The sequence below is a fragment of the Marinobacterium sp. xm-d-530 genome (assembly GCF_013283365.1).
In the GTDB taxonomy this organism is placed as follows: domain Bacteria; phylum Pseudomonadota; class Gammaproteobacteria; order Pseudomonadales; family Balneatricaceae; genus Marinobacterium_E.
The window spans coordinates 269,070-294,879 of sequence record NZ_WBYM01000004.1; the positions used below are offsets into that span (position 1 = coordinate 269,070).

Consider the following 25,810-nt stretch of genomic DNA (forward strand, 5'->3'; position numbering starts at 1 on the left):
TTGTCTCTTTTAGCACTGACTTAAAATGAACCCAATTAAACAGCTAGGTTAGACCCATGAAAGATTTTTTGATTGCCCCTTCGATATTGTCAGCGGATTTTGCTCGTTTAGGTGAAGAGGTTGAAAACGTATTGGAAGCAGGCGCCGATATTGTCCACTTCGATGTGATGGATAATCACTACGTTCCTAACCTAACCATTGGCCCAATGGTCTGTAAGGCACTGGTTAACCATGGCATTCAAGCGCCAATTGATGTGCATCTGATGGTTAAACCTGTCGATCGTCTTATCGGTGACTTCATTGATGCTGGCGCCAGCTACATCACCTTCCACCCTGAAGCGTCTGAGCATATCGATCGCTCACTGCAGATGGTGCGTGACGGGGGTTGTAAGTCAGGTCTGGTGTTCAACCCAGCAACGCCGCTGCACTACCTTGATCATGTGATGGATAAAGTCGACATGATTCTTCTAATGTCGGTGAACCCGGGTTTTGGTGGTCAGAAGTTCATTCCAGGAACGCTGGATAAATTGCGCGAAGCACGTCGTCGTATTGATGAGTCTGGTTTGGATATCCGACTGGAGATAGACGGTGGTGTAACGACCAGTAATATTGCAGAGATCGCTAAAGCGGGTGCCGATACGTTCGTTGCAGGCTCTGCGATCTTCAATACCGATGACTACAAAGCAACCATCGACACAATGCGAGCGGAGCTAGCTACCACGCGATGAGACTCTTTGCCGATCAAGCGCCCAAGCTCATCATGTTAGATCTGGATGGAACTCTAGTCGATTCCGTTCCAGATCTTACCGTCGCGGTTGATCAGATGTTGAAAGCTGTTGGTAAACCCGAGGCGGGTGATGCCAAAATTCGAACCTGGGTTGGTAATGGTGCGCATGCGCTGGTCGCTAGGGCGCTGTCGGATGCAATGGACTATCCAGCTGATCTTCAAAATACGCAGGAGTATCAGCACGCCTATCAGTTGTTTCTTCACTACTACGAAGCGTCTAATGGCGTGACGGCTTGTACCTACCCTGGGGTTAAAGAGGCGCTAGCGCGTTGGAGTCAAAAAGGCATTAAGCTGGCGGTTGTTACTAATAAGCCTATGCAGTTCACAACACCATTAATTGAAGGGGTGGGTATTGCTCATCTGTTTGATTTTGTGAGCGGTGGCGACTCGCTACCTAAACGTAAGCCCGAACCTGATCAGTTACTGGATATCATGGTTAAAGCGGGTGTGAATGCCGACGAATCGCTCATGGTGGGTGACTCTTCCAATGACATTAATGCCGCTCATGCTGCCGGCGTAGCCGCTCTGGCAGTGCCTTACGGATACAATCATGGGCTCCCTATTGAAGAGTGCAACCCAGATCAAGTAGTCGAGTCACTGGACTCTTTTCACCACTAATTGGCTATTAACTTTCAAGGATTGATGGTTAGCGCTTTATGGATAAGCTCTCCTTTTCGCTGTTCATTATTTTTGCTGGTCTGGGCAGTGGCTACCTGCTGCGCAGAGTCGTTGAAGCGTCTTTTATTAGGCTCCCTTTTGCGTTAACAACACTCAGTCGTGTGACGCGTGATTTAGGTATCATGGTGATGATACCCATCGCCTTTCTATTAGCGATCTGGGTGCTCGAGTTTACCGATACGACTCTGCTGGCACTGCCTTTGATCTGCCTATTTGCTTTGATAGTCGGCGGTCTGTTGGGGTATGGCTTAGGGCTATTGAATAAACAGGATCGTCCCGGTCGCGCTGTGATGGGTCTAACCACCAGCTTTACCAACATTGGTGCCATGGGCTCCTTGGTGGTCTACCTCTTTTTGGGTGAAGCAGGTTTTGCATTGGTTACCCTCTATCGCCTGTTCGAAGAGATCTTCTATTTTCTGGTGGGGTATCCGGTCGCGCAGTGGGTTTCAGGTAAAGGGAGTGAGGGGCTGACTCGTTTTCAGCGACTCATTAAGGTGATTAAGCAGCCATTTCTTATCGCCATTTTAACGGCGTTTAGCCTTGGGTTTCTGTTTAACCTCAGCGGAATAGACCGCCCTCTATTTCTAGACAGTGCGAATGATTGGGTCATTCCGATCGGGACCTTCAGTATGCTGGTGTCGGTCGGCTTGGGATTGAAAGTGACCAGTATCGCGCGCTACGCCAAATATTCACTGCAAGTGGCCATTACCCGCGTCACTCTGGTACCGCTGTTGACCCTCTCTATGGCCTGGTTGGTTGGATTGGGCGAATACGCCGGTGGCTTGGCGCTCGGCGTCGTGTTGATATTGAGCTCCATGCCCCCTGCGGTCAACTCAGTGGTGGCCAGCGCCTATTACGATTTGGATGTTGATCTGGCTAACTCAAATTGGATTGTCTCGACGCTTTCGATGGCGTTGGTGGTTCCTTGGCTCTACTTCGCTCTGCATTTAATGCAATTGGTCTAGGATCGCCTAAAGGCTAAGGATTTTCTTCTAAAGAGGTTGCGAACCCGATTGGGATTGGGCATCGTACAGCATCACCAAAAGATAACAGTGATTGTTATAACAGTTGCGCGTGCGCTGCGAGCACGAAGAAAGGAAATACCATGGATATTAAAGAGGCATTAGCCTTAGTTGTTGCGGGGCATCACCTATCGCGTGATGAGATGACCGCGGCTATGCGCCAGATCATGACAGGTGAGGCGACCGACGCACAGATTGGTGCTTTTCTAACAGCGCTTCGCATTAAAGGCGAAACGGTAGAAGAGATTACCGCAGCAGCCGATGTTATGCGCTCTCTAGCAGTGCCGGTGAGCGTCACAGACCCTCAAGCGGTGGATATTGTCGGTACAGGCGGTGATGGTTCAAACCTGTTTAATGTCTCTTCTGCGACCTCGTTTGTTGTCGCAGCTGCGGGCGGTACTGTAGCAAAGCATGGTAATCGTTCGGTCTCTTCAAAATCAGGTGCTGCAGATCTTCTTGAGGCGGCGGGGATTCACTTGGCGCTGAACCCAGAGCAGGTGGCTCGCTGTATTGATGAGGTGGGAGTCGGCTTTATGTTTGCGCCTCAGCATCACAGTGCGATGAAGCATGCCATCGGTCCTCGTCGTGAGTTGGCGATGCGCACGCTGTTTAATGTTTTGGGTCCTCTGACCAACCCAGCGGGTGCCAAGCACTACCTCATGGGTGTGTTTGATGAGTCTCTATGTCGTCCTATGGCTGAGGCTTTGCGCAGCTTGGGTGCCGTGCACGCTTTGGTCGTTCACTCTAATGATGGTCTGGATGAGATCTCGCTTGCGACCACAACGCAGGTGGCAGAGCTGAAAAACGGTGAAGTGACTGAGTATGAAATTACCGCTGAAAGCGCCGGTTTGGAGGCGCAAACCTTAGAAGGTTTGCAGGTGGCTGATGCGAACGAAAGTCTTGCTCTGATTCGAGCAGCGATGAGTGGTGCCAACCCTAAAGCAGCCGATATGGTAGCGCTGAATGCGGGTGCTGCACTCTACGCGGCAGACAAGGTTGAATCACTTAAAGCGGGTGTCCAGTTGGCGGTCGAGACGATCGCATCCGGTGCGGCGTTAGCGAAAATGGAAGAGCTGGCTCGTTTCAGTCAGGCGTTTAAGGAAGCCTAATGTCAAATATCCCAACGGTACTAACCCGAATTATTGATCGTAAATTTGAAGAGATTGCCGAGCGTTCAGAGCAGGTCTCTATCACTGATCTGAAAGCTCAAATTGAAGCGAACCGAGGCGGTGCCACTGATCCGCGCGGTTTCGTGAAATCGATGCGAAATGCATTGGCAGAAGGTCGCTCGGCCGTCATTGCTGAGATTAAAAAAGCGAGCCCCAGTAAAGGGGTGCTACGTGAACAGTTCCACCCAGCTGATATCGCGCAATCTTATGCCGTCGGCGGTGCAAGTTGTCTGTCGGTATTGACCGATGTTGATTTCTTTCAGGGGGCTACTGAGTACCTACAGCAGGCTCGTGCAGCCTGTTCGCTACCGGTCATTCGCAAAGACTTTATTGTCGATGAGTACCAGGTCTATGAAGCGCGTGCCATGGGTGCGGATTGTATACTGCTGATCGTCTCGGCGCTGGATGATGCCAAAATGAAAGAGCTCAACGACCTAGCTATATCGCTGGGTATGGATGTGCTAATCGAAGTGCACGATCGTGACGAGCTGCTCCGTTCTCTGCCGCTGGGCAACACCCTAGTGGGTATTAATAACCGTAACTTGCACACCTTTGACGTTAGCTTAGATGCCACCATACAGCTGTTGGCGGACATTCCTGATGATCGTATTGTAGTCACCGAGAGTGGTATTTTAGGGCCCGACGATGTGGCGCTAATGCGTCAGCATCAGGTTAACTCCTTCTTGGTGGGTGAGGCATTTATGCGTGCCGACGTGCCGGGTGAACGTCTGGCTGAGCTGTTTAAATAAAAGGATTTTATTATGCATGTTGAAGTGAGCTGGGAAGGGGAAGAGCGTTTTAAAGCGATTACCGACTCTAAGTTTGAAGCACATATTGATCGTGATTTAGAGACTGGGCCGCGTCCAATGGAATACATCCTGGTTGGCTTAGGTGGCTGTGCCAGTGTTGATGTCATGAGCATTCTGAAAAAAGCGCGCCAAGATGTGGTGAGCTGTGTTGCCTCCATTGATGCTGAGCGAGCAGACGCTGTGCCTGCTGTCTTCACTAAGATCCATCTGACCTTTAAGGTCACTGGCCACAATCTTAAACCGGCCGCGGTTGAGCGCGCGGCTCGTTTATCGGCAGAGCAGTACTGTTCAGTCTCTAAGATGTTGGAAGGCGGTGGAGTCGAGATTACTCACAGCGTGGAGATCAACGACGTATAATCCCGCACTGGACTTGCAAAAGGGCGCGCAGATCAGTATGATCACGCGTCCTTTTTTATATCAACCTCCTTGCTTTTGGAAAGATCGGCTGTAAAGGGGCCGGTCACTGACGATCCAAAGGCTAATAAACCGTAAGGAGCTACAATGCGTCACTACGAAGTACTGTTCATGGTTCACCCGAACCAGAGCGAGCAAGTGCCTGCAATGATCGAGCGTTACACGACTCTGATCGAAGGCGATAACGGCAAGATCCACCGTCTAGAAGACTGGGGTCGTCGTCAATTGGCTTACTCAATTAACAATGTACACAAAGCACACTACGTTCTTATGAATATCGAAGCTACTCAAGCTGTAATGGACGAGCTAGAAAACTTGTTCCGCTACAACGATGCTGTGCTACGTAACATGGTTATTCGCACTAAAGAAGCGATCACAGAGCCATCTCCAATCAAAGCTGCTGAAGCACGTGAAGAGCGTAAGCCTCGTCGCGAAGAGCGTCCAGCGCCAGCTAAAACTGAAGAAGCTGCTCCAGCAGCAGCTTCTGAAGAATAATTTAAGTAGGAGATATTCAGATGGCACGTTTTTTCCGTCGTCGTAAGTTCTGTCGTTTCACTGCAGAAGGCGTTACTGAGATCGATTACAAAGATCTAGACGTCCTAAAAGGTTACATCACTGAAACTGGCAAGATCGTACCTAGCCGTATCACTGGTACTAAAGCTAAGTACCAGCGTCAGCTAGCTACTGCTATCAAGCGCGCTCGCTACGTAGCACTTCTTCCATACACTGACGGTCACGACCGTTAATAGTGATTGATAGCTCTATAGCTATCTTTGGGTGATTGTTTAATTTTTTACTGCAGGTATACCTGCAGCCTAAATGAGGTTTGAGAGATGGAAGTTATCCTCCTCGAGAAGATCGGTAAACTAGGTGCACTAGGCGATAAAGTTAACGTTAAAGCTGGCTTTGGTCGTAACTACCTGATCCCACAAGGTAAAGCAGTTTCTGCAACTGCTGCCAACGTTGCACGCTTCGAAGAGCGTCGTGCTGAACTAGAAGCGGCTGCTGCTGAAGCACTTGCTGCTGCGACTGCACGCGGTGAAGCTCTAGAAGGCAAAGAAGTAACTATCACAGCGACTGCTGGTGATGAAGGTAAACTGTTCGGCTCTATCGGCGCACGTGACATCGCAGAAGCGATCACTGCGGCTGGTGCTGAAGTAGAGAAGAGCGAAGTTCGTCTTCCAAACGGTGTTCTACGTAACATTGGCGAATACGAAATCGTTGTTCAACTACACGCAGAAGTATCTGCTACAGTGAACCTTAAGATCGCTGCTGAGTAATCAGACGCTTTCTTAAAAAAAAACCGCGCTTCGGCGCGGTTTTTTTATGCCTAAACAGGTATAGTTACTTGCTCTAATCATTTTATTTCTGCAGTAATTAGACCATGCTCGATTTCCAAGACGACGATCTCACACAGGCCAAAGTACCCCCTCACTCGATAGAGGCGGAACAGTCGGTGCTGGGTGGCTTGATGTTGGACAACAACGCATGGGACGTTGTGTCGGAAGTCTGTCTGGAACAGCACTTCTACACCGGTGGGCATCGCATGATGTTCCGCACCATGCAGAAGTTGATCGATCAAGGTCGTCCAATCGATGTGGTGACGCTTTCTGAAGAGCTGGACCGTACCGGCGAGCTGGAACGTGCTGGCGGGCTAGAGTATCTAGTTGATCTTGCGCGCAACACGCCAAGTACATCCAACATTCGAGCCTACTCAGAGATCGTTCGCGATCGTGCCTTGCTGCGTCAGATGATTTCGGTCTCAACAGAGATCTCAGACTCCTCCTTCTTCCCTGATGGTCGTTCGGCCGATGAGGTGTTGAATGAGGCGGAATCTAAGATCTTTCAGATTGCAGAGAACCGTCCCAACCAGAGTGGCCCTCAATCGGTTAACCCACTGCTTAAAGCGGCCGTTGAACGTATTGATGAGCTGTTCAGTAATGGCGATGCACTGACCGGTCTAACCACTGGCTTTGACGACCTGAACGAACGCACCGGTGGTCTCCAGCCGTCAGATCTGATCATCGTCGCCGCAAGGCCATCGATGGGTAAATGCATTGTTTCAGGTTCACGATTAGTCGATCCTAAAACGGGTTCACGATTAACGATCGATGAGATGGTTGCCGAACAATATGGTTCAGTTACTGCAGTTAATGATCAGTTTAAGTTAGTGGAAGCCCGTGCTTCACAGTTTGTGGATGATGGCGTTAAACCTGTATTTGAAGTCAAAACCGCACTCGGTCGATCGATTAAAACAACGTTAACTCACCCATTTTTAACGGGTAAAGGGTGGAAGAAACTAGCCGATATTTCCACTGGTGAAAAAATTGGTGTGCCAAGGGTGCTGCCAATTTTTGGCTCGACACCCTTGCCAGAGTATCAAGTTAAAGCACTGGCTTATTTCTTAAGCGATGGCGGTACCACGCAAACTAACCCCATCTTTACTAATGTAAATAAAACCATTGTTGCTGACTTTAAACAGGCCGTTGAACAGTTTAATTCGGTTAAGGTGACTCGTACGAGTTACGATCATCGTGCGCCAAGCTACCGTGTTTCTGGGCGCTCTGAAAATACCAATCTAATGAGAGTTAGATTTGCAGCATATTTAGAAAACGCGATGCAAAGGTTTGGACTCTCAGGTAAGGCGTTAGCCAATAGATTATCACTCCAGCCGTCGACAATTAGTGCCTGGCGTAATGCCGTTTCTGTGCCAAATCCATTAGGTTACCAGTCCCTTTGTGATTTTTTTGGAAGCGAATTTCAACAGGAGACTCATGAGGTTTATGAGTCTAGTTCAACGTTAATTAACCCGGTGACAGTGTTCTTGAAAGAGCAGGGTGTTTGGGGTTGTTTAGCGCATGAAAAGGTTATTCCAGAAGCAGTTTTTAGCTTGCCAAAAAGTCATTTGAAGCTCTTCCTAAATCGTATTTTTGCATGTGATGGTGGAGTCTCATTCAGTTCAACCGGGCAGATTCGGATTAGTTACAGCAGTGCCAGTGAATCCCTAGCGAGTGATATCCAACATTTGCTTTTGCGTTTTGGAATAGTTGCCAAGCTAAGAACTAAGACGCACCACAAGCGTGACCAGTTCGAAGTTGAGCTGATTTCGCGCGAATCCATAGAAACCTTTATCACTCAGATAGGAATGATTGGTAAAGAGGATCGTCTTGCAAAAGCCAAAGCTGAGTTGTCATTAAAAAGATCTCACACAAACCGAGATGCACTGCCGGATTCAGTCAACGACTATATCCTTGAACTGAAAGGCGAGCAGAGCTGGCCAGATCTATTTGCACAGAAAGGGTTAGAGTGTCCGAATGGATTTAATCCACATTTACAGGGTGTAAGTAAGCGTTCGTTAAGTCGCCAAAAAGCTCGTTTTTATGCAGAGCTCTTTGATGATAGCTATCTGATGAGTCTCTCTAGTTCTGATCTATATTGGGATGAGATAGTTTCGATCGATTATGTTGGAAATGATCAGGTTTATGATTTAACCGTCCCTGAACTACACAACTTTGTCGCTGAAGATATTTGTGTCCATAACACCACCTTCGCTATGAACCTGGTGGAAAACGCCCTGATGGGGGACGATAAACCGGTTCTAGTCTTCAGCCTCGAGATGCCTGCCGCTCAGTTGATGACACGTATGTTGTCATCGCTTGGTCGTATCAACCAGACGCGTGTACGTAACGGTCAGTTGGAAGATGATGATTGGCCAAAGCTGACTGCGGCCGTCAACATGCTGAAGAACAAACCCTTGTATATTGATGATCAGCCGGGTATCAGCCCTAACGAGATGCGTACCCGTGCCCGTCGAATTGTGCGTGAGCATGGTGAGATCGGCATGATCATGGTCGACTACCTGCAGTTGATGCAGATTAAGACCGGTAAGAGCGAAGGGCGTACCGCCGAGATCTCAGAGATCTCTCGCTCGTTGAAAGCGCTAGCCAAAGAGATGAACTGTCCGGTGGTCGCACTGTCGCAGCTTAACCGATCTCTGGAGCAGCGCCCTAACAAACGCCCAGTGAACTCTGACCTTCGTGAATCAGGTGCGATCGAGCAGGATGCCGACGTCATCATGTTCATCTACCGTGATGAGGTTTATAACGAGGACTCGCCTGAGAAAGGGGTGGCTGAGATTATCATTGGTAAGCAGCGTAACGGCCCGATCGGTACTACTCGATTAGCCTTTATCGGTAAGTACACCCGTTTCGAGAACCTAGCGCACAGCTACGAATACCCACCGGATGAGTAAACAGCAGGAAAGTGACTGGCTTTAGCCTGTCATCTGCTGTTGCAGCCTTTTCCAGAGATTCACTGTTTGTAGTGAGCGGATGACAGGCTGAAGCCAGTCACCAAGACCTTGGGAGCTCGCTGACACCGTCAATAAAACTCGGTCAGATGAAACGGCTCAGATGCTTTTAACGGCTTACACCACTCTACCAGTTTCGCTCTTTCGGTCGCGTTCATTTCTGGAAAGCGAAACTCTAAGTATTCAAGCGCACACAGTAATAGTATCTGGCCCATTCCAGGCGTGGCTCCAACGACTCTTGGCGGGTGTTCAGCGAGCTCATCTAACAGGCGTTCAATGGCTCGTAAGCGACGAGTAGGTAGTACGCTGTTACGGTTCTCGTCAGTCGCCAGTGATTTGTTAAAGAGCATCATCCAGACGGTTGCATCGAGTAAACCGATGGCTCTGCCTGCCAGCGACATCTCTTGAATGGCTTGAACATTGGGAAAAAGCGGAGGGTTGGGTGCGCGGCGCTCCAAGTACTGCATGATCAGCAGGGTTTCGGTCAGGGTAGTGCCATCATCCAGAATCAGCGTGGGGACTTTGACACTGGGGTTGGCCTGAACCAGTTCAGGAGTGTTTGATGCGGGATCAACCCAAACCATGCTGCACTCTGAGTCTAGCCCTTTAAGCATGATCGCGATGCGCACCGCCCGTGCATAGGGCGAGGTATGTGAGAGCATTAACTGCATGACTAAGCCTCTTTTAACAAGTTAGCTCGAAACGCCTCTGGTAATCCCACCACTTTGCGTGCGTCATAATCAAAGAAGACGATGCCAGTTTTTACGTGGGCTATCTCAACGGCTGTGGCTCTGTTGGTCATCAGGTAGAAGATGTCGCAGCCATACTTGTTGAAGTCCCCGACCGTGATGTCGATCTGGATTTGGTCACCATGGAAGCCTTCCGCTTTGTAGACAATGGCGCTGTCGGTCATGATGATGCCTAACCCCTCCACGTCCAACTCTGTATATCCGTACTGTCGCAAAAAACGGGTACGTGACTCGTGTACAAAACTCAGCACACTGTCGTTACTTAGGTGGTTTGCGTAGTTGATATCGCTGATACGAACATCCATCACCGTCGAAAATAGGTAGTTATCGGGCATATCAATTTTAATACGTGCCATGGGCTGTAAATCCTTCTTGTAACACTAATCCCTATATGAGAACTTAGCCTGTTATCGCACACAGCACTAGTGCTTTTAAGGAAATCTTATGTCGTCTGCCTCAACCAATGTAAAACTCTACCCCGTTGCGCAAGCACTAGGAGCTTCGACCCCGCCGATCATCATCTCGTTGGGCGGCCTGGTCAGTCTCTCTCTTAATGCACCGCAAGATCTGATCACCATGCCGGTGTTTCTGTTCAATTTAGGTGTTGCACTCAGTACTTTGCCGGCTGCCTTTATGGTGCGACAGTTCGGTCGAAAAGCCGCTTATCTGTTTGCCGCCATGGTCTGCGTATTGGCGGGCATTGTCGCGGGGACGTCGATCATCAACCAGTCGTTTATCTGGTTCTGTAGCGGTACCTTCTTGGCGGGTTTCTACGCGGCGCATGTTCAGAGCTACCGGTTTGCCATTACCGAAGGGGTGGCGAGTGAAGAACAAGGTAAGGCGATATCACGCGTTATGATTGGTGGTCTAGCGGCTGCGATTATTGGTCCACAGGTCGTTGTCTGGACCGAAGGCGCACTAGAGGCGCAATATGCTGGTAGCTTCCTGTCGATGTCCGTGCTGGGTGTGTTGGCCATTGTACTACTGACTCAGCTTAAACCGGTGGAGTCCGCCTCTAAAGCGAAGTCGGGTGGCTCAAAGCTAGAAGCGCTGGCTCTGCTTAAACGCCCAGCCTATCTCACAGCGGTTGCTGCCGGTGTGGTCTCCTATGGCTTAATGGCCTTTGTCATGACAGCTGCACCGATCGCCATGGTCTCGCACGGTCACGAGGTACATCAAGCAGCACTGGGTATTCAGTGGCACGTATTGGCGATGTTCGCGCCAAGCTTCTTTACCGGGAAATTAATGGCTAAGTATGGCAAAGCGCGTATCACAGCCATAGGACTTCTACTCATTGCGCTCTCTGGTTTGATCGCTCTGTTTGGCTTGGAGCTGACCCACTTCTGGGGATCGCTGATTCTGTTGGGTATCGGTTGGAACTTTGGCTTCATTGGTGCGACGGCGTTGGTGGCGCAAAGTGTTCCGGAAGAGGATAAGAGTGTTGCCCAAGGTTTAAACGACTTTTTGATCTTCTCCATTGTGGCGGTCGGCTCGTTTATGTCCGGTTTGCTGCTCAACTCGACCAGTTGGCAGGTACTTAATCTGGTGATCTTCCCGACTGTTGCGTTGGCGCTTGGTTTGATGCTGTTTAATCAAAAGCGTTCTAGTTGAGGATAAGTTGGCCTGAAAATTGCTTAGCTCTATTTAGGGCTTTATTAAGCTATTTTAGCTCCATCTGTCTTAAATGAGCCTTGTTATTTTGCAAATTCTCTCTATGTATTTGCAATTTGCAACGCAAAATAGTTAAAAGTTGGTTGATATATGAACAGTGCTTCAAAAACGATTTATGACAAGTTAGCGATTAAAGTCGCCTTTTTTATGGTGTTGCTATCGCTGCCAGCACTTGTGCTGAGCCTGTGGGGCGCTATCGCTATTGATGGTGCGTTCGGGCCAGTGATGGCCCAGGGTGTCTTGTTCATCTGTTTGATCATCGCGTCGCTGCGTTCTATTCCGCTGCGTTATCAGCACCGACTAATGATTTCGATCCTGGTTATCTTTATAGCGGGTGCAGTGGCAACGCTTCGTTATTCAAACCCAACGGTCGGTTATACCTACAGCCTGATCATCACACTGTTGATGTGTCTGTTGCTTCCTCGTTTTGCGGTCTTTGCTCTCTTGGCTTGTATTAATGCTTTGGTAGGCGCTGTTGCCGTTTTGATCTTTGATCTGTCAGTGGTTCGAGTGCTGCTTCAGTTCGTCACCTTTACCGGGTTGACGATCATTGGGCTTGAGGTGTTGTTTCAACTGTTAAGTCAACATATGAACTCTAATAAATGGTTTGAAGAGGAAAGTGCTCGACAAAAGGTGGTCTCATCTGAGGCTAACATCGGTTTTTTTGAATACGGTCTGGAAACCGGGCTTTTAAAAGGGGATGCCGTCAATTCATCTCGATTCGGTCTGTCGAAGTCTGATGCCCCGATAGTGTTTAGCGACTATACGCACTGCTTTCCAGAGGAGAGTCTGGCAGCTATTAGTGAAGTGGTTGATAAACTAGTCAAAGGTCCGGTAGGCACTCATACGAATTTTGTTCACGATATGCGTATCCAGCCAAGTGGAGTGTTGTGTCATTTTAAAGTGGTCGGTCAGTCCATAGAACGTAAGGGTGAAAAGCTATTTATCGGTGTTTCAATTGATATCACTGAAGAGGTTCAGCTCGCCAAAGAGGCCGAAGACTTAACCGACCAAATCAATCTTATTTCAAATGCTGGTGGAGTTGGTTTGATTGAGTTCTTCCCTGGAACTCTAACCTTTACATGTAATTCTGAAGTCGCTAAGCGATTGGGTATTGATGACTCAGATGAGGAGCGTTCAATAGAGCTCTTTTACGCTCATCAGACGGAAGATATTAGACAAGCTTTTATCAAACCCAGAGAGGATTTGGCTCATTCTAACAAGGGTGAACTGCAATCTTTTGTGCACCCTTTTTACTTAGCTAATGGCGATCTGCATTACTACCGTGTGACTCGAATCAGGCGAGAGCTCAATGGTCGAGTTTCATTCCTTGGCTTATCTTTGGATATAACCGATGAAATAAATTCACAGAAATCAGCGCAACAGAAAAACCAGTTGTTGGAACTTATAGCTGAAAGTGGGAATTTCGGTTTCTTTGAGGTTGATCTAGAGTCTGGAACGATGACGGGTAACAAAGTTTTAATGGCGCGCGAAGGGCTGTCTGAAGCTGATACGGTTGGGATGGATCAGGTTCTGTCTAAAATACCTGAAGAAGAGCGAGCAGGGTTTAATGCAAATGTTCAGCATGCTATCGAGGCTGGTATCGGGGCGGTGACGTCGTTTACTCACACTTATCAACCGGTAAACTCCGATCCTATTATTGTGAAAGTAACGGCAACAACCCTATTAAAAGACGATAAGTTATTTGCCTTTGGTACATCAATCGATGTTACCGAAGAGCACAAGGCTAAGGAAAAAGCGGTATCAGCTTCACAAAAATTACTTGCCGAACAAGAGCGGCAAAAGCAGATGTACGCCGTAATCGGCCATGAATTGCGCACCCCAGCGGCCAGTCTGCAGATGATGCTGGATGATCTTGAAGAGGGAGAGACGCTGGATAATGCGCTTGTCGGAAGCAATATTGAGCATCTGTTGGGTGTAATCGATACTTTGCGTGCAGTGGCTCAGCCGGAACGTATGGCGCAAGCCGCATTTAAAGATGTTGTGATAGATGAAATTCTCACGGCTCAGGTTGCAAACCTGTCGGGTCTTGCAGAGCGATCGGGTGTCGAACTTACCGCGAACTTAACGAGTTTAACCAGTGACACAGTTCATATTCAGTCTTCGTTACTCAGACAGGTCACCGCGAACCTCATTAAAAACGCCATCATTCACTCGGGTGGGGATAAGGTTCACCTCCATGCCAGTAGCGAATTAAAAGGGGATCACACCAAGGCGTTGACGATTCGAATCTCAGATAACGGTAAGGGTATTTCTGACTCTAAAATAGATACTCTGTTTGAGGCATATCAACGCGGTGACACTAACGCAGAGGGAACTGGCTTGGGTCTGTTTGTCTGCAAAGAGATAGTGGCTTTGATGGGCGGGGATCTTCATTATGAAACCTCTGAACAGGGCGGCGCTGAATTTGTGATCGAGTTAGTGGTCAATCTATCCAAACAGACTAGTGAAACTCCAGTGCCGATCGATAATCCACTGGAGGGTAAGCGAGTCTTGATGGCAGAGGATAATAACGTCATCCAGATGCTAACCGCCAAGATGTTGAAAAAGCAGGGCGCTAGTGTGGTTGTTAACAGCGATGGCCAACAGGCCCTAGACGCCTATGCCGAGGGTGCTTTTGATCTGGTGTTGTCTGATATTTTTATGCCGGAACTGGATGGCTACGGTCTAGTGAAAGGGCTGCGTGAGAGAGGCTATACTGGCCCCATTGTCGGTCTGACGGCAGCCACCATCGGCGCAGAGACCGATCTTATGTTAGAGGCCGGCGCTGATATCGTGATCTCTAAACCGATCGAACTGGCTAAACTCCAAGCCTTCTTGATTGTGTATGACAAATAAGCAGTGCAGTAAGTGAGTTCAGACAATAAAAAACGGGCCCTAGAGGCCCGTTTTTGTCAGTTTGAACGATTACTTCAATCCTAGAATGCGTGCTGCGTTCTCTTTCATGATCAGAGGTTTTACTTCCTCTTTGACATCAAGCTTTTCAAAGTCTGCAATCCAGCGATCAGGTGTGATCACAGGCCAATCAGAGCCGAATAGCATCTTCTTCTTAAGCATGCTGTTCATGTACTGCAGCAAGATTGGCGAGAAGTACTTCGGTGACCAACCAGATAGATCCATGTAGACGTTTGGCTTGTGTGTCAGTACTGACAGCTGCTCTTCCTGCCATGGAAAGGCAGGGTGCGCCATGACGATGGTCATGTCTGGGAAGTCTGCAGCGACGTCATCTAGGTAGATTGGCTGAGAGTACTTAAGACGCATGTTCATGCCGCCTGGAGCACCCGCACCTACACCGGTTTGACCAGTGTGGAATAGGGCGATAGCACCCTCTTCAGCGATCGCTTCGTATAGAACGTACGCCGAGCGATCGTTCGGGTAGAAGCCCTGCATGGTTGGGTGGAATTTGAAGCCTTTCACACCAAACTCACGAACAAGACGACGCGCTTCGCGAGCACCTAAGCGGCCTTTAGCAGGGTCGATTGATGCGAACGGGATAAGGATGTCATCGTTCTCAGCACAGATGCGCGCTACTTCTTCGTTTTCGTAACGCTTGAAGCCGGTGTTGCGTTCTGCGTCTACTGGGAAGATAACCGATGCGATCTTGCGCTCACGGAAGTAAGCCGCAGTCTCATCGGGTGATGGCATCATGTTGTGGCCAGCTGGGTTCTTGAAGTACTTCGCGAACGCTTCTTGGAACTCAAAGTAGCCGTCATCACGATCACAAGAGCAGGGCTCTTCCGCGTGTGTGTGGAAGTCGATGGCGATGATTTCGTCTAGATTAATCATTCTCTATCCCCTTAAAGTGAGATCACGTGGTCATCAGATGACTCAACGTATAGTGATTCCATTATATCAGCACGGCGAGCCATGACAGCGCGCTGGTTGATCGAGCCCTTGTCTGTGATCTCGTTGCCGTCGATCGATGGCAGTTCAGACAGTACTGTGATGCGTTTAACGCGTGTTGAACTACCGGTACTGGTGCCCGCCATCTGTTCAAGACGTTCTGCCATCACCTCTTTGACGTGTGGTTGAGCAACCAATGTCTCGTTGTCCATCTCTTTACCACCAGGAACCAGTGCCTGAAGGTGAGCCCAGTCTGGGAAGATCATCGCTGCAATGTAACCACGGTCACGGCCACAGATTACGGCATCTTGCACATAAGGAGCAAAGTGGTGGATCAATGAAGCTCGTAGTGTACCTACGCTGACCCAAGTACCGGTATCGAGTTTAAAGTCTTCAGAGACACGGCCATCAAACAGAAGGCCGCGGTTAGGTTCGTTCGCGTCGATCCATTTAACCGCATCGCCTAGACAGTAGAAGCCCTCTTCATCGAACGCTTTCTTAGTCTGCTCTTCGTTACGCCAGTATCCAGGGGTGATGGTAACCGCTTTCACGCGGATTTCTGTTTTGTCACCGTTAGGGATGAGCTTAAGCGTGATGCCGGGTGCTGGGCTGCCAACAACGCCTGATGCAGACTCTTCAACGGATGCGAACAAGACAGACGGTGCCGTCTCAGTGGCGCCAAGACCTGTCACCATAGGTACTTTCTTACCAGTGTGTTCAACCGAAAGCTCGTCAAGCTGATCCCAGACGTGCTGAGCTAGGCCAGCACCGGCGAAGAAGAACATCTTCAAGTTTTTGAACAGCGATTTAGCGATTTCAGGGTTCGCTTTTAGCTCTTTCGCCATCAACTCGTAGCCTTTAGGCACATTGAAGTAGATGGTTGGCGAAATCTCTTTGAGGTTCTCCATAGTGTGGTGAATCATCTTCGGTACCGGTTTACCTTCATCAATATAGAAAGTACCACCGTTGTAGATCGCCATACCGATGTTCTGGTTACCACCAAAGGTGTGGTTCCATGGTAGCCAATCCAGAATAACGGGCTTCTCATCTTTCAGGAATGCGTAGACCGAACGCACCATCTCTTGGTTTGCACAGATCATCTGCTGAGTGTTGATCACCGCTTTTGGCATGCCGGTTGAACCGGAAGTCCATAAGAACTTTGCGATCGCATCACCAGTTAGAGCGGCGTGTGTTGCGTCAGCTTCTGCTGAAGCTTCGCAATTGAGCGCCAGGTCAAGGTGGGTCACATCATAGCTTAAGCCATCCGTTGCGTGGTCTGCTGAACAGGTCAGTACTGGTGCTTTATCGATGTTAACCGCGTCAATGGCATCACGGTAAGGACCTAGGTTATCGGTAAAGATAAGACCCGGTGTCAGTGTGTCAAAGACGTGACGCAGTTTGCCGTAGTCGCTCGAGATTAACGAATATGCAGTCGAGATGGGTGAGAAAGGTACACCGATGTACATCGACGCTAGAGCAACCAATAGGTGTTCTGTCGAGTTGCCTGACAGGATAACCACTGGGCGATCGTTGCTCAGGTTTTGCGACAGCATCCAGCTGGCAATTGAACGTACACGCTCAAGTGTCTGTGCGAAGGTGAGTGATTCCCACTCACCATTTTCACCGCGCTGGCTGATCAGTACAGTGTCTGGTGTCTCTTTAGCCCAGTGAACCAGTTTATCGGTTAGCTTAACTGGGTAATCAGCCAATGGCTCTGCACTGGTGACGTATTGCACGCCTTCGGCAGCGTTCTCAATCGTCACGCCGAAGTCCTTGATATTTACTGAATGAAATTCTGCAGTCATTTTTATCTCCTGATGCCTAATGCATCTAAGCGTTAAGCATCAAATTTGTAGTCCGCAATCCCGTCAGCTGCGGAATTGAAGTTAGCCACTTTTGCATACACCTGAGGTAACTGGTGCGCATTGTAGAACTTGGCTAGCGCAATCATGTTGCCAAAGAACTCTGGATCGTTGCTCTGTTCAGCAGTTGCTTTCAATGCAATCTCGCCAAGTTGCCATGCTGTCAGTAAGAAGCCCAGTGCATCCAGCATTGGGACTGCGCCAGCATTCAGTTGCAGTAGATCAGCCTCTTCAGCCAGCAGGGCAGGGAGGGTGTCACGAACGGCTGCGGTTGCTGCGGTAAGGTCCTGGCCCAGTTTGGCAAGATCCGTGTTTGTAGTGAGCTCATTAGCGACAGCATCGATCTCTTCAAGTAACTGAGTCAGTGCTACACCCTTATCCATACGAATCTTACGGAACAGCAAGTCGCTGCCTTGAACACCAGTAGTGCCTTCGTAAATGGTCGTGATGCGAGCATCACGCATAAACTGTGCAATGCCCGTCTCTTCAACAAAGCCCATGCCGCCAAATACCTGAATGCCGGTGCCGGTCATTAGGTTGGCCTGTTCAGTCGCGAAGGCTTTAAAGATAGGAGTGAGTAGTGCAATACGCGACTCTGCTGCAGCTTTTTCAGCTTCGTCCGTTGCGTGTTCTGATTGATCGAACAGTGCCGCGATTAGGTAACCTAACGCGCGCTGACCAGTCGCAAATGACTTCATGGTCATTAACATACGCGCAACATCGGGGTGCTGTGCGATGGCTACGCGACGCTCACCAGTAGCAAAGTGACGACCCTGTGGACGTTCAAGTGCATATTCACACGCCTGCTGATATGCGATTTGAGAAAGAGCTACACCCTGTACACCGACAGATAGGCGAGCTTCGTTCATCAGAATGAACATTGCCATCAAGCCTTTGTTCTCTGGACCGACTAATTCGCCGAAACAGTTGTCCTTGTCACCGTAGCTCATTGAACAGGTCGGGCTACCGTGTAGACCGGTTTTGTGTTCGATGCCGGTACAGACAACGTCGTTAAATTCACCCAGTGAACCATCGTCATTAATACGGTAAGTGGGTACAGCAAATAGAGAGATGCCACGGCTACCTTCAGGAGCATCGGGTGTGCGAGCTAGAACAAAGTGAACCTTGTTCTCAGTCATGTCGTGCTCACCGTAGGTGATGTAGATCTTTTGACCTTTAATTAGGTATTGGCCGTTATCCTGAGGAATCGCTTTGGTTTTGAGCTCACCCAAGTCAGTACCAGCGCTAGGCTCAGTTAAAGCCATGGCAGCAGTCCATTCGCCGGTGATGAACTTCTCGATGTAACGCGCTTTCTGCTCTTCCGTGCCGAACTTCATTAGGATTTCACTACAGCCCTGAATGACTGCGTGGAACATGACAAACGAAAGGTTAGCGCTATGCCACATCTCGTTAACAGGCTGCGCGATGAATTTAGGCAGCTCCTGACCACCGAAATCCATAGGTAGGGCTAGGCCCATCCAGCCGTCTGCTGCGAACTGATCGAACGCCTCTTTCCAACCGGTAGGTGTGAAGACTTTGCCATCTTCAAAGCGACAACCTTCGTTGTCACCCACAGCATTCATTGGCGAAAGCGATTTTCCAGCCAGTTCACTGGCCGCTTCTAGAATGGCTGCCACAGTATCGGCATCGAAATCAGCCAAAGCTTCATTGGCGTTCAGACCGGTATTTTCAACAGCGTTCTGAACCAAAAACTGCATCTCTTTTAGCGGAGCTTGATAGTCACTCATCGTTAACTTACCTCTGCTTAATGATTATTTGGCGGCCATGCGGATCGCACCATCAAGGCGGATCACTTCACCGTTTAACATCTGGTTTTCGATGATCTGCTGTGCAAGCATTGCAAACTCATCTGGATTACCAAGACGTGAAGGGAAAGGTACAGATGCCCCAAGCGCTGCCTGAACCTCTTCAGGTAGTTCGTCCATCAGCGGTGTGCGGAATAGACCTGGAGCAACCGTCATGATGCGGATGCCAAGTTTCGCTAGTTCACGCGCTAGTGGTAGTGTCATTGCTGCTACACCGGCTTTAGATGCAGAGTAAGCCGCCTGACCAATCTGACCATCAAATGCAGCAACCGATGCCGTGTTGACAATCACACCGCGCTCGCCAGAATCACCTGGTTCGTTGTTCTGCATGACGTTCGCAGCCAAACGTGCAATGTTGAATGTACCGACTAGGTTGATGTTTACAATGCGCTGGAAGCTCGCAAGGTCGTGTGGGCCATCACGGCCAACCAGACGTTTAGCACCGCCAACACCAGCACAGTGAACAACCCCTGAGAGTGCACCAAACTTAGCTGTTGCTGCTTCAATACACGCGCTTACAGAAGCTTCATCAGAGACGTCAGTTTTACAAAAGATCGCCGAGTCGCCCAAATCGGCTGCAACACGGTTGCCGCCTGCTTCATTGATATCTGCGATACATACCTTGCCACCCATCGCACTTAGACGACGTGCCACTGCTTCACCAAGGCCTGAGCCAGCGCCAGTCACTAGAAATAGTTTATCTGCAATCTGCATAGTGAACTCCGGCCGCTTACTGCTGTGGCTGTTTTTTACGGTTTAGGAACTTCTCTAGACGAGCAACAACGTCTGGGTGAGTCTGTGTAATACCGCAAAGTAGAGACTCAGTGTACATGCCGTCGTCATGAGACATGCTGTCGATGTGACGAAGGCCTGTTGTCATAGCCCAGTTTGAGTAGGGTGAGTTGGTGGCAATGTGTGCTGCTAGCTCTTTTGCTTTCTCTAGTGACTGGCCATTTTCAACAACGTAGTGTGATAGGCCTAGGCGGTAGCCCTCCTCAGCGTCGACATCACGACCCGTTAGCATCATCTCAGTCATGCGGCCGGCACCGATAACGCGTGCAACGTTACGTGATGCACCACCACCCACGAAGATACCGTGGCGGCCTTCTGGTAGGCGGTAGTAAGTGCCTTTTTCAGAAACACGAACGTGTGCACAGGTTGCTAGCTCAAGGCCACCACCGATAACAGCACCCTGCATAGCGGCAATTACTGGAAGGCCTGAGTTTTGAATATGTCCAAAGGTGCGGTGCCACATGTTTGAGTGCTTAACAACATCTAGGCCTTGGCGTGCTTTGTGTTCCGCAAGATCAAGACCTGAACAGAACTCTGGGCCAGCACCCGAGAAAATCACGACACGTACATCTTCAGGCATGGTGATAAATACCTGTTCGATCTCAAGACACAGTTCGTCGTTGATCGCGTTTTTCTTCTCAGGACGGTTAAGGTGTAGGTGGCCGATGCCGTCTTCAACAGTGAACTGGATGTAAGTGTAGTTGCTCATAAGAAGCCTCATTTTGTTTGGGTGCTATGAAGCACAGTGTCTGTCTGATATTTGTTTATCATATAAACAATTAAAGGGTTCAGCAATATGCTTTGGTCTAAAACTGTTTAGTAACTAAACAATTTTAATTTAAGTACAAAGTGTGTTTACAATATCCCTATCTTTTTAAGTGCTTATAGCAGCTGTATTAGTGTTAAGGGTAAGGAATGGCGAGTCGTTCAAAGCGTAAAAATGAATTAGATGTGGATCTCGGGCTGCTGGGCAGCTCCCTAGGCTACCACCTGCGTCGTGCTCAGCTTGCTGCATTTAATGGCTTTTCTAAGGGGTGTGCTGAGTTAGGCATCAGTCCGGGGCTGTTTGCTGTGTTGGAAATTGTTTACCGTAACCCTGGCCTGACGCAGACTGCAGTGGCGAATACCCTTGGTACTGACCGTTCGGCTATGGTCGCAGCGATCGATAAGCTAGAAAAAATGAATCTGCTAGAGCGTTGTGCTGCCGAGAATGACAGACGATCCTATGCACTGAGAATGACTGAGCATGGTAATGAGTGGTACCAAGCAGCCGAGCAGAAGGTAAAGGCTAACGAAGAGGCCTTCTATGAGCCGTTGCAAGATTCAGAGCGTGAACTGCTGGTCGATATGCTGACTCGTTTATCGAATCGGGCTGAGGCTCAGTAAAAGCATGACCGCCTCAACGAGCATGAATCCCATTCCCCAGTTTGGGCTCTACGGTGAATCCAATATTGATGATCCGGTGTTTGTGCATGTTGAGAACATAGCCAGTCGCAGTCGCGATAATGGTTGGTCTATTCAACCACACCGACATGGACGAATGTTCCAAATCATTTTTGTCTTTGATGGCATGGCTGACGTCACTATCGATGATCATAATCACTCTTTGACAGGCCCCTTTGCGATTTCATTGCCTGCCGGTGTTGTACATGGCTTTCGATTCTCGCCCGAAACTGAGGGTGTCGTGCTGACATTGGCAGAACCGCTGTTGACCAACGAGTCCTATGAGCGTTGTGAACCCTATTTTGGTTCCCTGTTTGCTGGTGCATCGGTGATCTCTCTAGTCGGTCAAGAGCGCATTGTTCAGGAGATTCAGGGTTACTTAGGCATGATCGAGCGGGAACTGGCCTCTGTCGATATGGGGCACTCATTGGTCTCGGAATGGTTAGCCCGAGCGACGTTGATGCAGCTGCGCCGTTTGCTAGTCACTGATGCTGATAGCGCGCCATCACTTCAAGCCGCCAAACCGGTAATACGATACCGAAAACTGATCGAACAACACCTCTATGACCACCTGTCGGTAGAGCAGTATGCGTCGTTTATTGGAATATCGGCCGATCATCTTAACCGCCTCTGTAAACAGGAGGTGGGTAAAACCGCCAAGGCGATGGTGCAAGAGCGATTGCTGCTGGAAGCCAAGCGTCGTCTGGTGTTCACCCGCGGTAGTGTCGAAGAGTTGGCCTTTGATCTGGGCTTTAAAGACCCTGCCTACTTCTCGCGTTTCTTCAAGAAACTGACTGATCAAACCCCTGCTGTCTACCGTAGTTCTCATAACTACGACTCTAATTAAGATCGGAAAAGTACTATTAATGATCGTTAATGGCCCTGTTGGGAGCAGAGCCGTCGGTCCATTATGTTTGAACGATTTTGAATCATCTCGAGAGCAGAATAATGAAAACATTGAAGACACAAGTAGCGATCATTGGTGGCGGCCCTTCGGGTCTGTTGTTAGGACAACTGTTACACAAGAAAGGGATCTCTAACGTCATACTTGAACGTGTAACAGGTGATTACGTATTGGGTCGTATCCGCGCAGGTATCCTTGAGCAGGGCTTTGCAGATCTAGTCCGTGAAGCCGGTGTTGCTGAAAACATGGACAAGTGTGGTCACGTTCATGAAGGTGTCGTCATTGCAGTAAATGGTGAAAATCATCGTATCGACCTTAAAGGTTTGACAGGCGGTGACGTCGTTGTCTGTTACGGTCAGGTCGATATTACTGAAGACCTAATGGCTGCTCGTGAAGCAACTGAAGGCTTGGATACTTACTATGAAGCATCGGATGTTCAGCCACATGATGTGAAGAGTGATAATCCTTATGTGACATTCACTCACGGTGGAGAAGAGTACCGTCTTGAGTGTGACTTCATCGCGGGTTGTGATGGCTTCCACGGCGTTTCACGTCAAACGATTCCTGAAGATGTACGTACTGAGCACGAGCGTGTCTACCCATTCGGTTGGTTAGGTCTACTGGCTGATGTGCCTCCATGTCACGATGAGCTTATTTATGCGAAATCAGAGCGTGGCTTTGCCCTAGCATCACAGCGCTCACCAACTCGTTCACGTTACTACATTCAGGTACCTTTGACTGACAAGGTTGAAGATTGGTCTGATGAAGCGTTCTGGGAAGAGCTTAAAAAGCGCCTACCTAAAGAGGCGGCTGACAATGTTACTACTGGACCAGCACTTGAGAAGTCTATTGCACCGCTCCGTTCATTTGTTTGTGAGCCAATGCAGTACGGCAATCTTTTCCTAGTCGGTGATGCGGCACACATCGTACCGCCAACAGGCGCTAAAGGTCTTAACCTGGCTGCTTCTGATGTGGCAACGCTATACAAGATTCTGACTAAAGTTTATGAAACGGGTGATCGTAAATACATTGATCAGTACTCTGAAATCGCACTGCGCCGCGTTTGGCACGGTGAACGTTTCAGCTGGATGATGACTAACATGCTTCACGACTTTGGTGACGAAGTTAGCGATGCAGGTACTGATCCAGAAATGCGTCAGCGCTTTATGGATTCTGAGCTCAGCTACTTCATGAACTACGAAAATGGTCGTCGTGTTATTGCCGAGCAGTATGTAGGTCTTCCTTACGAAGATGTAAAAGAGTAATTTTACGCATCTGCTAATAACGCCAGGCTGCTTAGTTGCAGCCTGGCGTTTTTATTTGGTCATTCACTTCAGGTTATAGCCAATCTTATGCAAAAACATCATACCTGCAATCATCACAACCAATGCACCGATGAGTGCTCCAAGGTAGGAGCCGGATAGGTCTGCAACATAACCGGCAAAAATCGGTGCAACGATCTGAGCAACCCCAAAGCTGATGGTCAGTTTTGCCATCGCTTTCGCTGGGTTGTAGGGGAATGCACGTCCGACAATAGCTAAGGTTAAGCTGACGATTCCGGCAAAGGTGCCTCCCCAACAAGCGGCGGCAATGAAACTGGCCAAGCTGTGGTCGGTCACAAGCGGCAAGATAAACGAAACGATTTGAATGATGTAGGCCAATTGCAGGGCTTGTATCTGTCCGATGCGGTTAGCTACCTTGTCCCAGATCAGTGCCGACGGCGCCGCACAAAGTCCCACGATGACCCACACCCAACCACCTTTGCCGGCTAACTGAGGGGTGTTCTGTAGTATGTCGATAATGAACGTAGCACTAATGACGTAACCGACACCGGCACAAAAATAGGTGGCGATCAGTAGATTCATGAACCGCGAATCGGGCTCTTCAACAGCACTGGCGGTGTTGGCTTCAAACTTCGGTGGGTAGGGCATCCAGAGCCAGGCAGGGATAAGAAAGAGGGCGCCCATCAATGCAAGATCCTGCCACTGTTGATCCCAGCTTAGATCGGCCGAAAATAGGGCGGTGATCAGCCCAGTAAAGACAATGCCGATACCCATGCCGATGAAATGGACCCCTAGTTGCGGCTTGAAATGATTGGCGCGCAACCAGTTGATGACCAGTCCAGAGGCGAGTAGCAGCCCCGCGGTACTGGAGATGCCAGAGAGAAATCTGAGTATTGACCAGAGCAGGTGATCCTCAGTAAGGCCAGTGCCAAAGGTGGTGACCGTCGCTAGAATCAGATAAAAACGGTAGAGGTGAAATTTTGCTGACAGCTCTTTGATATTCGCCGCCAAGATGGCCCCAACGAGATAGCCGATGTAGTTGTAGGTCGCTAACCAGCCTCCCACCAGCTTTGAGAGATCTGTCTGCTCTAACATTTGCGGTAGCAGAGGTGTGTAAGCGAATCGAGCTATGCCAACCGTCAGGATCATTGAACAGATGCCAGCAAAGATAACCTTGTTGCGCTCACGTGTTAAATGTATGTTTGAATCTGCAGTGTTCACGTCGCTCAATTCCTAAAGTGGTTCGATCACTCTAATGCGAAAAAGTAGATAAATGTATTAAACCTTTAGTGCATCGATTTTAAGATGCGGAATGCCCATTCCGTCTTAGTCGCTTCGATTTACAGAAAACCTTTAACAATAGGTCTGCTCTGGATATGAAAACGGCGAGCAGAATCAAAGTGCAACCGAGTAGTTGCGACGCGGACATCGTCTCCTTCAGCCAAATCATACCTAAGATAGCCACCCAAACAGGCTCCAATGTCAGGATCAGAGCACCTCGACTTGCGGGGCCAAGTTTCAGTGAGTAGGTCTGAACAAAAAAGCGCAGACTGGTCCCAATTAATACACTGGCAAGAAACCAGCCTAGAATCGAGATCTCGGCGTTAATGGTCCAGCTTTCGGTTAACAATGAGATCGGTAACAGAACAGCGCCCGCTGTCAGCAGTTGAATCGACGTCAGTGCTCTTAATGGTGTTTTACCGGCGGCGCGACTATTGATGTTTAGGTAGATTGCAAAGGAGATTGCTGACGCTAAGTAGTACCACTCACCCAAACCAAAGACAAAGTTAGATGTTAAGGTGAGAAAAGCAGCACCGATCACAGCAACCGGCACCGCGAACCAGGCAAAACGTGTGGGTTGGTCACCAAATAGTGGCGCCAAAAGAGGTGCAAAAATGGCACCTAAACTGGTCAGAAACGCGCCGATTCCGATATGAGTTCCGTGGAACAGGCCTAATATCCAAAACCCTAGGCCTGCGGCAAATATCACACCAACCAAGGTCACCCGCGAAAGGTCACGTAAGGTGAAGAGTAACAACTCACTGCGTGCGAACAGGGCAATCAGGAGCCCCGCCAACATAAATCGACAGCCCATGAATAGAATGGGTTCAAGACCTAGCAGAACCTCTTTAGAGAATATCCAGCTAATGGCAGCTAACAGGGAGGCCAGCAGCATGAGTAGGTCAGATTTAAGGTATTGAGGGTTCAATGTGTGATCTCGTAAGGTT

24 protein-coding genes are annotated in these 25,810 nt (G+C 49.1%); 15 read left to right on the top strand and 9 right to left on the bottom strand.

What is annotated here, in order from left to right; genetic code table 11:
- Positions 1 to 56 precede the first annotated feature (56 nt).
- The 10 genes from rpe (at position 57) to dnaB (ending at position 9,131) form a co-directional block, all read left to right on the top strand.
- A complete protein-coding gene (gene rpe, locus XMD530_RS08590) occupies positions 57 to 728 on the top strand; it encodes a ribulose-phosphate 3-epimerase (protein WP_173481239.1) in 672 nt (223 codons plus the stop codon).
- Positions 725 to 1,405, top strand: a complete 681-nt coding sequence (locus XMD530_RS08595; RefSeq protein WP_173488682.1) for a phosphoglycolate phosphatase — start codon at positions 725 to 727, stop codon at positions 1,403 to 1,405. Before rpe ends, XMD530_RS08595 begins: the two co-directional genes overlap by 4 nt.
- 38 nt (positions 1,406 to 1,443) lie before the next feature.
- Positions 1,444 to 2,430, top strand: a complete 987-nt coding sequence (locus XMD530_RS08600; protein ID WP_173494877.1) for an AEC family transporter — start codon at positions 1,444 to 1,446, stop codon at positions 2,428 to 2,430.
- A 140-nt stretch (positions 2,431 to 2,570) separates the two neighbouring features.
- A complete protein-coding gene (gene trpD, locus XMD530_RS08605) occupies positions 2,571 to 3,596 on the top strand; it encodes an anthranilate phosphoribosyltransferase (RefSeq protein WP_173481236.1) in 1,026 nt (341 codons plus the stop codon).
- Entirely contained in the window at positions 3,596 to 4,405 is an 810-nt protein-coding gene (trpC, locus tag XMD530_RS08610; RefSeq protein ID WP_173488681.1) for an indole-3-glycerol phosphate synthase TrpC, read from the top strand. Before trpD ends, trpC begins: the two co-directional genes overlap by 1 nt.
- A gap of 12 nt (positions 4,406 to 4,417) precedes the next feature.
- On the top strand, positions 4,418 to 4,822 hold the full coding sequence (locus XMD530_RS08615) for an OsmC family protein (RefSeq protein WP_173481234.1): 405 nt from the start codon (positions 4,418 to 4,420) through the stop codon (positions 4,820 to 4,822).
- 144 nt (positions 4,823 to 4,966) lie between these two features.
- Positions 4,967 to 5,374: a 30S ribosomal protein S6 gene (gene rpsF / locus XMD530_RS08620; RefSeq protein WP_173507028.1), complete on the top strand. Its 408-nt coding sequence runs from the start codon at positions 4,967 to 4,969 to the stop codon at positions 5,372 to 5,374.
- Between the two features lie 20 nt (positions 5,375 to 5,394).
- A complete protein-coding gene (rpsR, locus tag XMD530_RS08625) occupies positions 5,395 to 5,625 on the top strand; it encodes a 30S ribosomal protein S18 (protein WP_173481232.1) in 231 nt (76 codons plus the stop codon).
- Between the two features lie 87 nt (positions 5,626 to 5,712).
- Positions 5,713 to 6,159, top strand: coding sequence for a 50S ribosomal protein L9 (gene rplI / locus XMD530_RS08630; RefSeq protein ID WP_173481231.1), 447 nt, complete (start codon positions 5,713 to 5,715; stop codon positions 6,157 to 6,159).
- Positions 6,160 to 6,263: 104 nt separating this feature from the next.
- On the top strand, positions 6,264 to 9,131 hold the full coding sequence (gene dnaB, locus XMD530_RS08635; RefSeq protein WP_173488679.1) for a replicative DNA helicase: 2,868 nt from the start codon (positions 6,264 to 6,266) through the stop codon (positions 9,129 to 9,131).
- A gap of 128 nt (positions 9,132 to 9,259) precedes the next feature.
- Here dnaB and XMD530_RS08640 read toward each other — a convergent pair whose 3' ends face one another.
- Together XMD530_RS08640 and XMD530_RS08645 are read right to left on the bottom strand one after the other, a co-directional pair.
- Positions 9,260 to 9,859, bottom strand: coding sequence for a glutathione S-transferase family protein (locus XMD530_RS08640; RefSeq protein ID WP_173507029.1), 600 nt, complete (start codon positions 9,857 to 9,859; stop codon positions 9,260 to 9,262).
- A gap of 2 nt (positions 9,860 to 9,861) precedes the next feature.
- Positions 9,862 to 10,293 (bottom strand): thioesterase family protein, encoded by a 432-nt coding sequence (locus tag XMD530_RS08645; protein ID WP_173484356.1) that lies wholly within the window; start codon positions 10,291 to 10,293, stop codon positions 9,862 to 9,864.
- Positions 10,294 to 10,381: 88 nt separating this feature from the next.
- Between XMD530_RS08645 and XMD530_RS08650 the strand changes: the two genes are divergently transcribed.
- A complete protein-coding gene (locus XMD530_RS08650; RefSeq protein ID WP_173507030.1) occupies positions 10,382 to 11,548 on the top strand; it encodes an MFS transporter in 1,167 nt (388 codons plus the stop codon).
- 150 nt (positions 11,549 to 11,698) lie between these two features.
- Complete coding sequence (locus XMD530_RS08655) at positions 11,699 to 14,467, top strand: ATP-binding protein (protein ID WP_173507031.1); 2,769 nt, start codon at positions 11,699 to 11,701, stop codon at positions 14,465 to 14,467.
- 69 nt (positions 14,468 to 14,536) lie between these two features.
- On the opposite strand, the gene XMD530_RS08660 is transcribed toward XMD530_RS08655, so the two are convergent.
- The 5 genes from XMD530_RS08660 to XMD530_RS08680 are packed head-to-tail and all read right to left on the bottom strand — an operon-like array spanning position 14,537 to position 20,661.
- On the bottom strand, positions 14,537 to 15,415 hold the full coding sequence (locus tag XMD530_RS08660; protein WP_173481225.1) for an amidohydrolase family protein: 879 nt from the start codon (positions 15,413 to 15,415) through the stop codon (positions 14,537 to 14,539).
- Positions 15,416 to 15,426: 11 nt separating this feature from the next.
- Positions 15,427 to 17,277, bottom strand: coding sequence for a feruloyl-CoA synthase (locus tag XMD530_RS08665; RefSeq protein WP_173507032.1), 1,851 nt, complete (start codon positions 17,275 to 17,277; stop codon positions 15,427 to 15,429).
- A 32-nt stretch (positions 17,278 to 17,309) separates the two neighbouring features.
- Positions 17,310 to 19,082 (bottom strand): acyl-CoA dehydrogenase, encoded by a 1,773-nt coding sequence (locus XMD530_RS08670; RefSeq protein WP_173484361.1) that lies wholly within the window; start codon positions 19,080 to 19,082, stop codon positions 17,310 to 17,312.
- A 24-nt stretch (positions 19,083 to 19,106) separates the two neighbouring features.
- Entirely contained in the window at positions 19,107 to 19,874 is a 768-nt protein-coding gene (locus XMD530_RS08675) for a 3-hydroxyacyl-CoA dehydrogenase (protein WP_173481222.1), read from the bottom strand.
- A gap of 16 nt (positions 19,875 to 19,890) precedes the next feature.
- A complete protein-coding gene (locus tag XMD530_RS08680) occupies positions 19,891 to 20,661 on the bottom strand; it encodes a crotonase/enoyl-CoA hydratase family protein (protein ID WP_173481221.1) in 771 nt (256 codons plus the stop codon).
- Positions 20,662 to 20,867: 206 nt separating this feature from the next.
- Here XMD530_RS08680 and XMD530_RS08685 point away from each other — a divergent pair, with 206 nt between their 5' ends.
- The 3 genes from XMD530_RS08685 to pobA all read left to right on the top strand — a co-directional run bounded on the left by XMD530_RS08685 (position 20,868) and on the right by pobA (position 23,564).
- On the top strand, positions 20,868 to 21,338 hold the full coding sequence (locus tag XMD530_RS08685; protein ID WP_173484362.1) for a MarR family winged helix-turn-helix transcriptional regulator: 471 nt from the start codon (positions 20,868 to 20,870) through the stop codon (positions 21,336 to 21,338).
- Between the two features lie 22 nt (positions 21,339 to 21,360).
- Entirely contained in the window at positions 21,361 to 22,242 is an 882-nt protein-coding gene (locus XMD530_RS08690; RefSeq protein ID WP_173506432.1) for a helix-turn-helix domain-containing protein, read from the top strand.
- 110 nt (positions 22,243 to 22,352) lie between these two features.
- Entirely contained in the window at positions 22,353 to 23,564 is a 1,212-nt protein-coding gene (gene pobA, locus XMD530_RS08695; RefSeq protein WP_217362084.1) for a 4-hydroxybenzoate 3-monooxygenase, read from the top strand.
- 63 nt (positions 23,565 to 23,627) lie between these two features.
- On the opposite strand, the gene XMD530_RS08700 is transcribed toward pobA, so the two are convergent.
- Complete coding sequence (locus tag XMD530_RS08700; protein WP_371731754.1) at positions 23,628 to 24,803, bottom strand: YbfB/YjiJ family MFS transporter; 1,176 nt, start codon at positions 24,801 to 24,803, stop codon at positions 23,628 to 23,630.
- Positions 24,804 to 24,882: 79 nt separating this feature from the next.
- Positions 24,883 to 25,791, bottom strand: a complete 909-nt coding sequence (locus XMD530_RS08705) for a DMT family transporter (RefSeq protein ID WP_173507033.1) — start codon at positions 25,789 to 25,791, stop codon at positions 24,883 to 24,885.
- Positions 25,792 to 25,810: the final 19 nt, after the last annotated feature.

Bases quoted from the DNA above. Each gene is read 5' to 3' on its own strand.
- rpe (WP_173481239.1), top strand. From the start codon at position 57: ATGAAAGATTTTTTGATTGCCCCTTCGATATTGTCAGCGGATTTTGCT.
- XMD530_RS08595 (WP_173488682.1), top strand. From the start codon at position 725: ATGAGACTCTTTGCCGATCAAGCGCCCAAGCTCATCATGTTAGATCTG.
- XMD530_RS08600 (WP_173494877.1), top strand. From the start codon at position 1,444: ATGGATAAGCTCTCCTTTTCGCTGTTCATTATTTTTGCTGGTCTGGGC.
- trpD (WP_173481236.1), top strand. From the start codon at position 2,571: ATGGATATTAAAGAGGCATTAGCCTTAGTTGTTGCGGGGCATCACCTA.
- trpC (WP_173488681.1), top strand. From the start codon at position 3,596: ATGTCAAATATCCCAACGGTACTAACCCGAATTATTGATCGTAAATTT.
- XMD530_RS08615 (WP_173481234.1), top strand. From the start codon at position 4,418: ATGCATGTTGAAGTGAGCTGGGAAGGGGAAGAGCGTTTTAAAGCGATT.
- rpsF (WP_173507028.1), top strand. From the start codon at position 4,967: ATGCGTCACTACGAAGTACTGTTCATGGTTCACCCGAACCAGAGCGAG.
- rpsR (WP_173481232.1), top strand. From the start codon at position 5,395: ATGGCACGTTTTTTCCGTCGTCGTAAGTTCTGTCGTTTCACTGCAGAA.
- rplI (WP_173481231.1), top strand. From the start codon at position 5,713: ATGGAAGTTATCCTCCTCGAGAAGATCGGTAAACTAGGTGCACTAGGC.
- dnaB (WP_173488679.1), top strand. From the start codon at position 6,264: ATGCTCGATTTCCAAGACGACGATCTCACACAGGCCAAAGTACCCCCT.
- XMD530_RS08640 (WP_173507029.1), bottom strand. From the start codon at position 9,859: ATGCAGTTAATGCTCTCACATACCTCGCCCTATGCACGGGCGGTGCGC.
- XMD530_RS08645 (WP_173484356.1), bottom strand. From the start codon at position 10,293: ATGGCACGTATTAAAATTGATATGCCCGATAACTACCTATTTTCGACG.
- XMD530_RS08650 (WP_173507030.1), top strand. From the start codon at position 10,382: ATGTCGTCTGCCTCAACCAATGTAAAACTCTACCCCGTTGCGCAAGCA.
- XMD530_RS08655 (WP_173507031.1), top strand. From the start codon at position 11,699: ATGAACAGTGCTTCAAAAACGATTTATGACAAGTTAGCGATTAAAGTC.
- XMD530_RS08660 (WP_173481225.1), bottom strand. From the start codon at position 15,415: ATGATTAATCTAGACGAAATCATCGCCATCGACTTCCACACACACGCG.
- XMD530_RS08665 (WP_173507032.1), bottom strand. From the start codon at position 17,277: ATGACTGCAGAATTTCATTCAGTAAATATCAAGGACTTCGGCGTGACG.
- XMD530_RS08670 (WP_173484361.1), bottom strand. From the start codon at position 19,082: ATGAGTGACTATCAAGCTCCGCTAAAAGAGATGCAGTTTTTGGTTCAG.
- XMD530_RS08675 (WP_173481222.1), bottom strand. From the start codon at position 19,874: ATGCAGATTGCAGATAAACTATTTCTAGTGACTGGCGCTGGCTCAGGC.
- XMD530_RS08680 (WP_173481221.1), bottom strand. From the start codon at position 20,661: ATGAGCAACTACACTTACATCCAGTTCACTGTTGAAGACGGCATCGGC.
- XMD530_RS08685 (WP_173484362.1), top strand. From the start codon at position 20,868: ATGGCGAGTCGTTCAAAGCGTAAAAATGAATTAGATGTGGATCTCGGG.
- XMD530_RS08690 (WP_173506432.1), top strand. From the start codon at position 21,361: ATGAATCCCATTCCCCAGTTTGGGCTCTACGGTGAATCCAATATTGAT.